This is a genomic window from Desulfocapsa sulfexigens DSM 10523, assembly GCF_000341395.1.
Classification (GTDB): Bacteria; Desulfobacterota; Desulfobulbia; order Desulfobulbales; family Desulfocapsaceae; genus Desulfocapsa; species Desulfocapsa sulfexigens.
On the sequence record NC_020304.1, the window covers coordinates 366,119 to 379,180 of the forward strand.

Genomic DNA, 13,062 nt, shown 5'->3' on the forward strand with positions numbered 1-13,062 from the left:
TTAAAAAGAATATACTGCAGCCACAGAAAACAAGGATGTCTCCAAATCTACACCCGCATTATTAACGTAGCTGGCACAGTACCCGTATGGACTGTAACACCACTTGGAATTTCCCTTGATGGTATCATAATACTCATAAAGGTAGGCAACTTTAATTCCAATATGATCGGTGATGTCATAGGCCAAAGCAACATCGACACCCCACATTTCCCCCTCATTGAAATCACCATACGATACAAGATCACGCATGTGATGTTGATCAGTCGTCTTCCCCCTCACAAAAATGCTGCCCGTTACTTTTGCAGCCAGGTGAACCGGCCCGAAGTCACCCGTAACAGCAACCCCAAAATAAGGGGCATCTAAGGTCTGCTCGTAGGTGATAGCAAGTGCCTGCGGAGGAAACGTCCCTGCGGTGTCACGAAAACTGTTTATCGAATAGATATAGGAGCCACCTCGTGCCTCCCATTCAAAGCGGTCACGACGAAAACCCGCGATGCCATTAAAAACAAATCCATTCGCAGAAAAGAATGTAACTTCAGCATTAATATCAAACATAATTGCGCTGGTAACATCGGTGTTATCATGCACTGATTTGTCAGTCCAGTTTACTCCTGGTAGCAACCAGTCGTAATCCTCCATATACCCGTCGCCATCGTTCACATTAAACCAGAGATCAACACCAAGATTCAACCAGGGTGTGGAGCGAATCGTCGCACCAATTCCAACCATGAGGGTTGAATCCATCTCCCATGTAAGCTCACTTGCAGTATGCCCCCCCACTTTGGGCCAATAGACATATTCATGAGCTTCACCACTAAGATAGCCAAAGCCCAGGCGACCAGTAAGAATTAAACCAGCTGGTTCACCATAAACCTCAGTCACATCCTTTTTCTCAACCGTAGCAGCATCAACCTGAACAGCAAGCAGCAGAAAAAATATTGGTATTGCAGCTGTTTTTACAGACAAACTCGTTATCATCCTTGAATAGCCTTTTCTCAATAGATCCCTCTCCTCAATTAATTTTCCAGAGACAGACAATAGCCACCAGCCATCTATCCTTTTTAACATCATACATAGTATCATTATATGGACAGGAATTCCAATTATTCCACCGGAACGAACATCTCATATCTTGACTACAAAAAAACGTTTTTTTTTTTATAGTACGCAGCCCCTGCCAGGCCTTCTCGCTCGATACTTTTTTACACTCTTCAGGGCTATTCTATTCCATACGAATTGATGCTATAGTATTATAGTATTATATTCTCAGGAATTTTTTCCCTTTCAGCTATCTCATCAAGGCAAATCTACAAAAAAACATGAAAAAACTCACCACCCCAAGAATTGACCGCTGTATTGGTTGTCACTCCTGTTCCCTGGCCTGCGCACGACTGGTCCACAAACAGATTTCCTGGGACACTGCGGGGATTCGCATACAATCCTCCGGAGGACTCACCACAGGATTCAAAGCCAGTCACTGCTTGTCCTGTGATCCTGCTCCTTGTGCAGATGCATGCCCCACAGGGGCTTTTTTACAGAGAAAGGGAGGAGGAGTTCTCGTGAAAAAAAAGCTCTGCATCAACTGTGGCGAATGCGTCAGTGCTTGTCCCGTTGATGCTGTTTTTCAGGATCACAACGGAGCCGTTTATGTCTGTATCCACTGTGGTCGCTGTGTGGAATTCTGTCCTCACAACTGCCTTGGAATGGAGGAAACAGCATGATTCGTGACCATTTCAGAGTTCTTGTTGTCAATCTTAGATCCGGCAAAGGACAGATTGTCCGACTTGACGGTCGTAACACGGAAGCGGGAGGCAGTGGACTTGCCGCTCTTCTCTTTAATAAATATGGCCATGTTGATCGCCTCTGGAACGATCCCGAACAGCCTGTTATTTTTGCAATCGGCCCGCTCACCGGATATTTCCCACTGATGAGCAAGACCGTTTGCAGCTTTAAATCTCCTTATCATGATCAGTATACAGAAAGCCATGCGGGAGGTCGTTCTGCACTGTCACTCTGTTTTGCCAACCTTGACGCACTGGTAATTGTGGGAAAATCAGAACGACTCTGCTCACTCACCGTGAGTTCACGCTCACTTGACATACAAGATGTCTCCTTTATGAAAGGCATGAGTGTGGACGAGACCGGGAAGCTTTTGCGAGGAATGTCACCAGGATCAGGACACCGCACTATTATGCGCATTGGCCCGGCCGGTGAAAACGGTGTCGCCATGGCAAACATCAATGTGGACACCTACCGCCATTTCGGCAGACTTGGTGGAGGGGCAGCCCTTGGTGCCAAAAACCTTAAGGGTATTATCATTTATGGTGATGCTGTTTTCCCCCAGCCCGAATCCAAAGAATACCCAAAACTCTTTACTGAGGTCTACAGACAGATTACAGCCACCGATATGATGAAAAAATATCACAACCTTGGTACTCCTGCCAATCTGCAGGGCCTCAACGACATTGAATCCCTGCCCTGGCGCAACCTCCAGGCCACAAGCGATCCTGCAATCGAGCAAATTAACGGTGAGCGTTTTGCCACTGACAATCTGCTCCGCAACTCCGCCTGTTCCGGATGCCCGGTCGGTTGCATCCACGTCGGCTATGTCCGGGAAATGTTTGATGCCAACCATCGCTACACGTTCAAACAGGTTGCCTATGATTACGAGATGATTTTCTCACTTGGCACCATGCTGGGAGTAACCAGTACTCGTTCCGTTCTCAACATCCTTGATGAAATGGAAAAGGCAGGACTTGATGCCATGTCGGGTGGTGTTGCCCTGGCCTGGGCCACGGAGGCCACTGAAAAAGAGCATATTTCCGAAAAAGAAACAGAGGTGAAACTTTCCTTCGGAGATGCCAAAGCCTACCAGCAGGCGACAGTGCTTCTTGGAAATGGCAGCAATCACTTTTACAGGCTCCTTGGCCAGGGAAGCCTCAAGGCCGCAGCGGAATATGGCGGTGCTGACTTTGCCTGTGTGCTCGGCCAGGAGATGGCAGGCTATGCCACCGGAGAGGTCTTCTTTGCCGCCCAATCCCTTGGTTTCAGGCACTCCCATCTTGACAGCGGAGGCTACTCCTACGACCAGAAACACTCAGACCAGGATGTTGCAGGCGTGATAGATTTTCTGATAAAGGATGAGGCTGGACGTGCCTTCATGACATCCATGGTTTCCTGCCTCTTTGCAAGGGGAGTATATAAAGATGCGCTGCTTGCGGACTGTCTTAATTCCGTCGGCTATCCGGAACTTGCTGCAACCATTGACACAGCAGGAGCTCATATCCAGAAAATTCGCTGGCAAACAAGGATTGCCACGGGATTTTCTCCTGAAAATATCACTATTCCAAAACGTTTCTTTAAGATTAAGACCTGGAAAGGCCCCATTGACCCACTCTATCTCAACACCCTAAAGAGCGAGTACGGAAAAGCCATAATCAAGCTTGCAGGAGTTACGACGCTATGAATCATTCAATAAACCTTCATTCATTTTCGGACAAAGATAGCCTGATCACAGACCTTACGCTTAAAATCGCTGCTCTGCTCAATGCCGGAATAAAAAAAAATGGCCGGGCAGGCCTTGCCGTATCCGGTGGTTCCACTCCAGTCCAGCTCTTCAAGAGTCTCTCAAACAGTGATATTCCGTGGCATACTGTTGACATCACCCTTGTCGATGAACGCTGGGTTCCACCCGACAACCAGGATTCCAACGAACATCTGGTACGCAGCCACCTCCTGCAAAACAGGGCCGCAACTGCGAGCTTTACCGGCATGTGGAACACTGCAGCAACGGCACAAGATGGAGAGGCTCTGTGCGCAGAGCGATTACAGAACACCCACCATCCCATTGACGTATTAATACTGGGCCTTGGAAATGATGGCCACACTGCCTCTCTTTTCCCCGGAGCTGCCAGGCTCCCCCAAGCCACCGATATGAATTCAGGAAAAATCTGTATGGCTATTACTCCGGTTACGGCACCCCACGAACGAATGACCCTGACCCTTCCCGCAATTCTTAACGCAAAACAGATTTTTCTCCATATCACAGGACAGAACAAGAAAGATGTCCTGGAGCAGGCGCTTGGTGATGGCCCTTCAGAAGAAATGCCAATCCGTTTTATCCTGCAGCAACAGACACAAAAAACAAATTTCAACGTCTACTGGGCAAACTAATGGAGAAATACTATGCATAGAGTTGTTGAACAGGTTACAAATCGCATTATAGAACGGAGTAAACCACATCGTCAAAGCTACCTCCAGCGTATCGACGAGGCAAAGGGTGACGGAGTTTTTCGTAACAGCCTGCCCTGTCCCAATCTGGCCCACGATCTCGCCGGATGTGTCGGAACCTGTCGCAGCTCTCTGCTCGATGCCAGTGTTCCCAACATTGCGATCATCTCCGCCTATACCGATATGGTCTCAGCCCATCAACCATATGGCAAATATCCCGAGATTATCAAGGAATCCGTTGCCAAAGCCGGCGGTAATGCCCAGTTTGCAGGTGGTGTTCCCGCCATGTGCGATGGTGTCACCCAGGGTGAGGCAGGAATGGATATGAGCCTTATGAGCCGTGACGTCATCGCCATGTCAACTGTTATCGGCCTGTCACACAATGTCTTTGACGGGGCCATCCTCCTTGGTGTATGCGATAAAATCCTGCCAGGACTCCTTATGGGGGGGCTGCAGTTTGGCCACCTGCCCATGATTCTTATCCCTGCAGGGCCAATGACCTCAGGGATTGCCAACAAAGACAAAAACACGGTCAGGGAGGCATACGCAAAGGGTGAGGTCGGTCACGCTGAACTTCTCGCATCGGAAGTGAAAGCCTATCACAGCCCCGGAACCTGTACCTTCTACGGAACGGCTAACTCCAACCAGCTCATGGCGGAAATGCTGGGTATGCATCTCCCCGGCAGTTCTTTTGTAAATGCCGGGACAAAACTCAGGGAGGCCCTCACCCGATCCGCAGCCGAACGTATCACATCACTTACCCACCTGGGCAGAAACTACACGCCTCTTGCCCATGTGATCAGTGAAAAGGCAATCGTGAACGCCATTGTCGGACTTATGGCCACGGGCGGCTCCACCAACGAGACCATGCACCTGGTGGCCATTGCCCGCGCCGCCGGAATACGCATTGACTGGAATGATTTTGCGGAAATTTCGGATATCACCCCTCTTCTGGTACGTATCTATCCCAACGGTTCAGGTGATATCAACTCCTTCCAACGGGCTGGAGGTATGGCCCTTCTTATTCGAGAGTTACTCAAGGGTGGACTTCTCCACGAAGACGTACAAACCGTAGCAGGAAAGGGCTTTGCACAATACACCGAGGCACCTCTGCTAGAAAATGGCCGGACGGTGTGGCGAAAGGGGCCCGAACAGGCAGGAGACAGCACTGTCATCGCAACGGTAAACAAACCCTTTGAATTACTTGGCGGAATCAAAGTCCTCTCCGGTAACCTTGGCCGGGCGATCATGAAGATATCGGCCCTTGCCGATGGTGAAAAAACCTTCGTTGAGGCACCCGCCATGGTCTTCAACTCCCAGCAGGAGCTTGAAGATGCCTTTAAGGCTGACAGACTCAACAGAGATATGGTCGCGGTAGTTCGGTTTCAAGGGCCTCGTGCCAACGGCATGCCGGAACTCCATAAACTGATAACCCACCTTTCTATCACCATGGATAGGGGCTACAAAGTCGGACTGGTAACGGATGGCCGTCTTTCCGGTGCTTCCGGCAAGGTTCCTTTTGCCATCCACTGCACTCCTGAGGCGGTAACAGGTGGACTGCTGAACAAGGTCCAGGATGGAGATATCATCTGCATGGATGCTCACAACTCCATCTTGGAACTGAAAGTCAATGAGGAGGAGCTGGGGAAACGTCAGGCCTTCGTTCACAATCTGGATGCCACCCGTTACGGACTCGGGAGGCAGGTTTTTGCTCCGCTGCGAAAGAATCTGCTCGGGGCCGAAGAGGGAGCAAGTTCCATCTTCACGTATAGGGACGAAAACTAACCAGAAGAGCAACAACCACCTCAAACCGAACACCGGGGTATTCATATGAACAACATAAACAACTGGAAACGCTCTGCTCTCGACATCCTCAAAACCGGTCCCGTGGTGCCGGTAATTGTGATTCACGATCTCGACCATGCCGTCCCCCTTGCAAAGGCTCTTGTCGCAGGCGGCATCAAAGTACTGGAAGTCACTCTGCGCACTCCTGTTGCCATTGAGGCGATCAGAATGATCAGTGAAGAAGTGCCGGATGCCATTGTCGGTGCCGGAACAGTAGCCACAGAGGATGACTTAGACGCAGTTGCTGCCGCCGGTGGAGTTTTCGCCATCAGTCCGGGACTGACCCCTGCCCTCCTCAGCGCTGCAATCAATGGACCCATCGCACTGATTCCTGGGATATCAACAGCATCCGAACTGATGCTGGGCATGGAGTACGGCCTCAGAGAATTCAAGTTCTTTCCGGCAGAAGCAGCCGGAGGAATACAGATGATCAAAGCCATTGGAGCTCCTTTTCCACAGGCGACCTTCTGCCCCACCGGCGGCATCTCTCCCGAGAATTACAAAAAGTACCTCGGTCTTGGAAACGTCGCCTGTGTCGGTGGATCATGGCTGGCACCAGGAGATGCTATGAAACAGGGCGCGTGGCAGAAGATAACAGATCTTGCCCGTAAGGCTCTGGCCTGAGAGAACAGGATTTAAATGATCACAAACAAAAATACTCCGGGCAGTTTTGACTATATTGAAATCCAGAACGCAAGCGCCAACGCCAGAGTGGCTCTGCAGGGTGGCCACCTCTTTCATTACCAGCAGCTCCACAGAAAACCTCTGATCTGGCTCAGCGGAAAAAGTCCTTTTGAAAAGGGAAAAGCGATCCGGGGCGGCATTCCGGTCTGCTGGCCATGGTTTGGACAACACCCCACCGATTCGTCCCTGCCGCAACACGGTTTGGCACGGACATCCCTCTTTGAACTCATCGATTCCCAGGAACCCGACGAAAACAGCACCGAACTCCTGCTGCAGCTGCAGAGCTCAGCCGAAACACTCAGCATCTGGCCCTATCGATTCCAACTTTTACTAAAAATAACCGTCGGCCCAGCACTCACCCTTGCCCTTACGACCAAAAACTCCGACACAAAACCGTTTACAATCACTTCAGCTCTCCACAGTTACTTTGCCATCGACGATATTGGCAAGGTGTCTGTTCAGGGAATGGATGAGACTGAATACCTGGATCTTCTGACCAACCAGACACTGATCCAACGGGGCAGCATTCATATTGATAAAGAAGTTGACAGAGTGTATCGGAAAAGTGCGAACACAGCACTGCTTCTCGACGGTACCAGAACTGTTCAGATACGCTCAGAGGGATCTTCATCCACTGTTATATGGAACCCATGGAGCGACAAGTCAAAAAGCATGTCCGATATGGAGGACGATTCCTATCAAACCATGCTTTGTATCGAAACGGCAAATGCCAAACAGGACGCACGAACTATTGCATCCGGTGAAGAACATTGTCTGAAGGTATCTTTGACAGAATCTGTATGAATTTTTTTCAGAAAAGAGAATATTACACTCTCAAGGAGACAGGATGGATCTAAAACAAAAAGAAGATTCCCGAAAAGAACGTATACAAAAACTCAAACGCGGTTTCGCCTATAACATTTTCTACCGACAGGGAGTTACCCAAAAAACTGCAAGCCTTAATGATTACTACCTTGCGGTGGCCCACACCCTAAGAGACCGGATGCAGCATCTCTTTGTCAATTCGGTACAGGCACTGCTGGAAAAAGACTCCAAGATAGTCTGCTATCTCTCCGCCGAATTTCTCACAGGTCCACACCTGCATAACAACTTGGTCAATCTTGGGCTTTATGAAGAGTTTGAACAGGCAACCCGGGAAACAGGCTTGAACCTCAAGGAACTTATCGACCTTGAAGAGGAACCAGGACTCGGTAACGGTGGCCTGGGAAGACTTGCCGCCTGCTATCTGGACTCACTCGCCTCCCAGCAGATTCCGGCAATCGGTTACGGTATCCGTTACGAGTACGGCATGTTTGACCAGGAAATCGCCGATGGCTGGCAAAAAGAACTCAGCGATTGCTGGCTCCACCCGGGTAATCCCTGGGAGATCAAAAAGGCCGATATGGCCTGTGACGTTGGATTCGGTGGACATACAGAAATATACCACGGAGAACACGGCAACCGACGAACACGCTGGATTCCTGCCCGGGTCATCACCGGGGTTCCCTACGACACCCCTATCCCAGGTTACAAGGTCAACAATGTCAACGTACTGCGCCTATGGAGTGCTGAAGCGCCCACATCCTTCGATTTTGCAGACTTTAACACCGGTGATTACTATGGAGCAGTCAAAGATAAAATAATGGCCGAAACCATCACCAAGGTACTTTACCCCAATGACGAGCAGTTTCAGGGCAAGAAACTGCGCCTGGAGCAGCAGTTCTTTTTTGTTTCCTGCTCTCTTCAAGATATGATTCGCATTCATCTCCATAGCAATGAATCCCTGGATGATCTCTACGATGATTTTGCAGCTCAGCTCAACGATACCCATCCATCCGTAGCAGTACCGGAGTTAATGCGTCTCCTGATGGATGTCCATCTTTACGAATGGGATAAGGCCTGGGAAATCACCAAAAAGACACTCTGTTACACCAACCATACCCTGCTGCCCGAGGCCATGGAAAAATGGCAGATTGAGCTCTTCGAAGATCTTCTGCCCCGCCATCTTGAAATTATCTATGAAATCAACAACCGCTTTCTGGATGAGGTTCGGATTAAATTTCCAGGTGATGCTGACCGTCTGAGCCGGATGTCCATTATCGATGAATCCGGCCCCAGATATGTGCGAATGGCCAACCTTGCCTGTATAGGCTCCAAGGCCATTAACGGGGTGGCTGCCATGCACACGGATCTGCTGCGCAGACATACCCTGGCCGACTGGAATACCATGTATCCCGGTAAAATTCGTAATGTCACCAACGGTGTAACCCCCAGACGCTGGATTGCTGTAAGCAACCCCCGTTTAACCAAACTTATATGCGACGCTATTGGGGAACAGTGGATCACCCGGCTCGACAAATTGAGAGACCTGGAAAAACTGGCAGATGATACCTCATTCCGGGATGCCTGGTATAAAGTCAAAAAAGAGAACAAGCAGGACGTAGCCAACCTAATCCTGAAAAAAGAACATCTGCAAATCGATCCGGAGGCGATGTTTGATGTCCAGGTTAAACGAATTCACGAGTACAAACGACAGCATTTGAATGTACTCCACATCATCACCCTCTATAACCGGATCAAGGCCAATCCGGCCATAGACGTCCCGCCCCGTCTCTTTGTCTTTGGTGGAAAGGCTGCCCCCGGTTACTTTATGGCCAAACGAATGATCAAACTGATCACCTCGGTGGCCCAGATCATAAATAATGACCCCGACATCCATGGCCGGATTAAAATATTTTTTATTCCCAACTACAATGTCAAGATTGGCCATATCGTCTACCCCATGACCGACCTTTCCGAACAGATTTCCCAGGCTGGAATGGAAGCCTCGGGGACCGGCAACATGAAATTCTCCATGAATGGCGCTCTCACCATCGGCACCCTGGATGGAGCCAATGTAGAGATTCGTGAAGAGGTGGGAGCAGAAAACTTTTTCCTTTTCGGACTCAATGTGGATGAGGTCATGAGTCTTCAGGCCTCGGGATATTCCCCAATGGACTATTACAACAGTAATGACGAATTGAAACAGGTCATTGACCTGATTGCATCGGGCCATTTTTCAGGCGGTGATCAGGAATTGTTCCGTCCTCTTGTCGACTCACTGCTGCATGAAGATAAGTATACACTTTTTGCTGACTATAAGGACTACATCAACTGCCAGGAGAGAGTTGGCCAAACCTATCAGGACAGGGATTGCTGGACCAGGATGTCGATCCTGAATACAGCACGAATGGGTAAGTTCTCTTCAGACCGCTCAATTATGGATTACAGCAGAAAGATATGGGACGTCAAAGCTTTTCCCGTTGAACTGAAGTGGGAACGACTCCCCAAGGACGGAGTCCTCTTTACTCCCCCGACAAACAATAAAAAGGAAGCCCAGCCATGAGTATGGAAAAGAAAGCATGTGATTTTACTATTTTTGGTGTGCTTGGAGATCTTTCACGACGCAAACTGATTCCATCACTGTATCAGCTCGACAAGGCGGGTTTACTGGACGAGAACACCCGCATTATCGGGGTGGCCCGTCATGAACTGAGCCAGGAAGATTTCGCGGCTAAGATGCAGAATAGCCTGGAAACATTCGTTAAGAAAGGACTTGACCCAAAAGTAATGAAACGCTTACTGGGAAGGCTCCACTATGTACTGATCAATCTGGATGTCCCTGAAGAATACAAACAACTGGAAGAGGTCATTGACCAGGAAAAACGGGTACTGGTAAACTACTTTTCAGTGGCCCCTTCCCTCTTTGATGATATCTGCAAAGGTCTTGACCATGCTGGGATTGTCACTCCTGAAACCCGGGTGGTTCTTGAAAAACCCATCGGCCGTGATCTTGCCTCATCACAGGAGATTAACGATACCGTAGCAAAAGTGTTCACCGAAAATCAGGTCTACCGCATCGACCATTACCTCGGCAAGGAAACGGTAATGAACCTTCTGGCACTTCGTTTTGCCAACTCCATCTTCACCACCAACTGGGATCACAACACCATTGATCATGTCCAGATTACCGTGGCTGAGGAAGTGGGAATAGAAGGGCGCTGGGGCTATTTTGATGAGTCCGGGCAAACACGGGACATGGTACAAAACCATCTGATGCAGATCCTGACCCTGGTGGCCATGGAACCACCGGTCAACATGGATGGCGATTCTATCCGCAATGAAAAACTGAAGGTACTCAAGGCACTGCGTCCCATAACCGCCGATACCGTCGAAGAAAAAACCGTCCGCGGCCAGTATTCAGCAGGATTTATCAAGGGACAGGCTGTTCCCGGCTATCTTGAAGAGCAGGGAGGTAATCCCAATTCGACCACCGAGAGTTTTGTCGCCCTCCGGGTAGATATCGACAACTGGCGCTGGGCCGATGTCCCCTTCTATCTTCGCACCGGTAAACGCTTAACCACCAAACGCTCAGAGGTGGTCATCTATTTCAAACGGCTTCCACACAATATTTTCAAGGACAGTTACAAGAAACTTCCCCGCAACAAGCTCGTTATTCGTCTCCAGCCCGACGAGGGAGTTGAAATCGAAATGATGAATAAGGTTCCTGGGATTGGGAAAGGTATCAAACTGCAGAAGACCGTACTGGATCTGAGTTTTTCAGATGCCTTCAGCGGTGAACGCGTGGCTGATGCCTACGAACGGCTCATTCTTGAAACCATGATAGGCAACCAATCACTCTTTATCCGCAGGGATGAGGTTGAACGCTCCTGGCAATGGATAGATACCATCCAGAACGCCTGGGCACAATCCAGCGAACCGCCCAAACGGTATCCTGCGGGTACATGGGGGCCTGTTGCCTCGGTTGCCCTGCTGGCTCGTGATGGACGGGAATGGGAAGAATAACAAGGGACACACATACCATATGCACATGTTAGCAAACAATAAAACCAAACTGGTCTGCACCATAGGCCCTGCCTCCGATTCTCCTCGGATGCTCGAAAAAATGCTTGAAGCCGGGATGAATGTGGCCAGGCTCAATTTTTCCCATGGCGATTTTGCCAGCCATGGCGAAATCATACAAAGAATCAGGACCGCCTCCGAAAAAACAGGGAAACGAGTTGCCATCCTGGCCGATCTGCCCGGTCCCAAGATGCGCATCCTTGATCTGGCTGAAGAATTCGTCACCCTTGAAAAAGATGCCTCCTTTATCCTGACTGCAGAAGAAGTTATCGGAACTGCAGAACGGGTCGCAATGACCATGAAGGAGCTGCCAGCTGTGGTAAGAAAAGGAGATACCCTTTTTCTTAATGACGGATTGATTGAATTACGGGTTCAGAAAGTTCAAGGTGAAGATATCCACTGCACCGTAATTGTCGGCGGTAAACTCTGGCCGCGAAAGGGCCTGAATATCCCGGGAATTGACCTTGGCACCAGTGCCTTCACCGCCCACGACCGCGAGTGCATGCAGTTTGCCCTGGAACATGGCGTGGATGCTATTGGTCAGTCCTTTGTAAACACGGCTCAGGATGTACTGGATGTGCGTAAAGCCGCCGCTGAAATGGGTTTTGATCCCTTTATCGTTTCCAAAATAGAACGGGCCAGCGTCTGGGAAAACATCGATGGAATCCTTGAAGTTACAGACGGAGTCATGGTGGCCAGAGGCGACCTTGGTGTGGAAATACCCATTGAAGAGATTGCAGTGGCCCAGAAGACAATCACAGCCAGGGCCAACCTGTTTGGCATCCCGGTAATCACCGCAACCCAGATGCTCGAATCCATGACCGGGAACCGGAGACCCACCCGCGCTGAATCCACCGATGTCGCCAATGCGATCCTTGATGGTACCGACTGTGTTATGCTCTCTGAGGAATCTGCCATGGGCGACTACCCCCTGGAGGCCGTGCAGATGCTTGCCAAAATTGCAAGAGTCACGGAACCACACAGATTGCTGCATAACCACTTTGAATTCACATTAAAACCACAGGCTACAGGATACACAGCCAGTACCGTTGACATGATAGCTATCTCCATTGAAAATATCTTTTCCCGGATCGATTCTCTGGCGGCTGTACTTGCCCCAACACATAGTGGCCATATGGCCAGAGCCCTGACTCGTTTTCGTCTGCCGGTCTGGATTCTGGCAGTATCCACATCGGTCAAGACCTGCCGAGACCTGATGTTCTCCTATGGAGTACATCCAATACTGGAAAAGAAACGACCGGAAAACTGGACTAACACCGCCAGAAACTATATAAAAACATTCGGGTTAGAGGGAAACTGCATGGTTAAAGCCGAGGGTCCCTCACCGGACCATCCGGACATTAACCATAAAATGGAAATCATCGAACTGTAAGCGTGCAA

The 13,062-nt window shown here is 49.7% G+C and carries 10 protein-coding genes; 9 read left to right on the plus strand and 1 reads right to left on the minus strand.

Annotated elements, in window-relative coordinates; genetic code table 11:
- Nucleotides 1-1,071, minus strand: a complete 1,071-nt coding sequence (locus UWK_RS01575) for an omptin family outer membrane protease (protein ID WP_167320699.1) — start codon at nt 1,069-1,071, stop codon at nt 1-3.
- Nucleotides 1,072-1,319: 248 nt separating this feature from the next.
- On the opposite strand from UWK_RS01575, the gene UWK_RS01580 reads away from it, so the two are divergent.
- From UWK_RS01580 to pyk, 9 genes are read left to right on the plus strand one after another with little or no spacing between them, the layout of a single operon-like run.
- The gene (locus UWK_RS01580) at nt 1,320-1,721 is read left to right on the plus strand and encodes a 4Fe-4S dicluster domain-containing protein (RefSeq protein ID WP_015402594.1); all 402 of its coding nucleotides are present in this window, start codon (nt 1,320-1,322) and stop codon (nt 1,719-1,721) included.
- The gene (locus UWK_RS01585; protein ID WP_015402595.1) at nt 1,718-3,466 is read left to right on the plus strand and encodes an aldehyde ferredoxin oxidoreductase N-terminal domain-containing protein; all 1,749 of its coding nucleotides are present in this window, start codon (nt 1,718-1,720) and stop codon (nt 3,464-3,466) included. Before UWK_RS01580 ends, UWK_RS01585 begins: the two co-directional genes overlap by 4 nt.
- On the plus strand, nt 3,463-4,173 hold the full coding sequence (pgl, locus tag UWK_RS01590) for a 6-phosphogluconolactonase (RefSeq protein WP_015402596.1): 711 nt from the start codon (nt 3,463-3,465) through the stop codon (nt 4,171-4,173). Before UWK_RS01585 ends, pgl begins: the two co-directional genes overlap by 4 nt.
- A gap of 12 nt (nt 4,174-4,185) precedes the next feature.
- Nucleotides 4,186-6,015: a phosphogluconate dehydratase gene (gene edd, locus UWK_RS01595; protein ID WP_015402597.1), complete on the plus strand. Its 1,830-nt coding sequence runs from the start codon at nt 4,186-4,188 to the stop codon at nt 6,013-6,015.
- A 54-nt stretch (nt 6,016-6,069) separates the two neighbouring features.
- Complete coding sequence (locus UWK_RS01600) at nt 6,070-6,699, plus strand: bifunctional 4-hydroxy-2-oxoglutarate aldolase/2-dehydro-3-deoxy-phosphogluconate aldolase (RefSeq protein WP_041916535.1); 630 nt, start codon at nt 6,070-6,072, stop codon at nt 6,697-6,699.
- A 15-nt stretch (nt 6,700-6,714) separates the two neighbouring features.
- Nucleotides 6,715-7,563 (plus strand): D-hexose-6-phosphate mutarotase, encoded by an 849-nt coding sequence (locus tag UWK_RS01605; RefSeq protein ID WP_015402599.1) that lies wholly within the window; start codon nt 6,715-6,717, stop codon nt 7,561-7,563.
- 43 nt (nt 7,564-7,606) lie between these two features.
- Complete coding sequence (locus tag UWK_RS01610) at nt 7,607-10,144, plus strand: glycogen/starch/alpha-glucan phosphorylase (RefSeq protein WP_015402600.1); 2,538 nt, start codon at nt 7,607-7,609, stop codon at nt 10,142-10,144.
- On the plus strand, nt 10,141-11,604 hold the full coding sequence (gene zwf, locus UWK_RS01615; protein WP_015402601.1) for a glucose-6-phosphate dehydrogenase: 1,464 nt from the start codon (nt 10,141-10,143) through the stop codon (nt 11,602-11,604). Before UWK_RS01610 ends, zwf begins: the two co-directional genes overlap by 4 nt.
- Before the next feature lie 19 nt (nt 11,605-11,623).
- Nucleotides 11,624-13,054, plus strand: a complete 1,431-nt coding sequence (gene pyk / locus UWK_RS01620) for a pyruvate kinase (RefSeq protein ID WP_015402602.1) — start codon at nt 11,624-11,626, stop codon at nt 13,052-13,054.
- Nucleotides 13,055-13,062: the final 8 nt, after the last annotated feature.

Coding starts and splice junctions, on each gene's coding strand:
- UWK_RS01610 (WP_015402600.1), top strand. CDS start 7,607: ATGGATCTAAAACAAAAAGAAGATTCCCGAAAAGAACGTATACAAAAA.
- UWK_RS01585 (WP_015402595.1), top strand. CDS start 1,718: ATGATTCGTGACCATTTCAGAGTTCTTGTTGTCAATCTTAGATCCGGC.
- UWK_RS01580 (WP_015402594.1), top strand. CDS start 1,320: ATGAAAAAACTCACCACCCCAAGAATTGACCGCTGTATTGGTTGTCAC.
- edd (WP_015402597.1), top strand. CDS start 4,186: ATGCATAGAGTTGTTGAACAGGTTACAAATCGCATTATAGAACGGAGT.
- pgl (WP_015402596.1), top strand. CDS start 3,463: ATGAATCATTCAATAAACCTTCATTCATTTTCGGACAAAGATAGCCTG.
- pyk (WP_015402602.1), top strand. CDS start 11,624: ATGCACATGTTAGCAAACAATAAAACCAAACTGGTCTGCACCATAGGC.
- UWK_RS01575 (WP_167320699.1), bottom strand. CDS start 1,071: ATGATGTTAAAAAGGATAGATGGCTGGTGGCTATTGTCTGTCTCTGGA.
- zwf (WP_015402601.1), top strand. CDS start 10,141: ATGAGTATGGAAAAGAAAGCATGTGATTTTACTATTTTTGGTGTGCTT.
- UWK_RS01605 (WP_015402599.1), top strand. CDS start 6,715: ATGATCACAAACAAAAATACTCCGGGCAGTTTTGACTATATTGAAATC.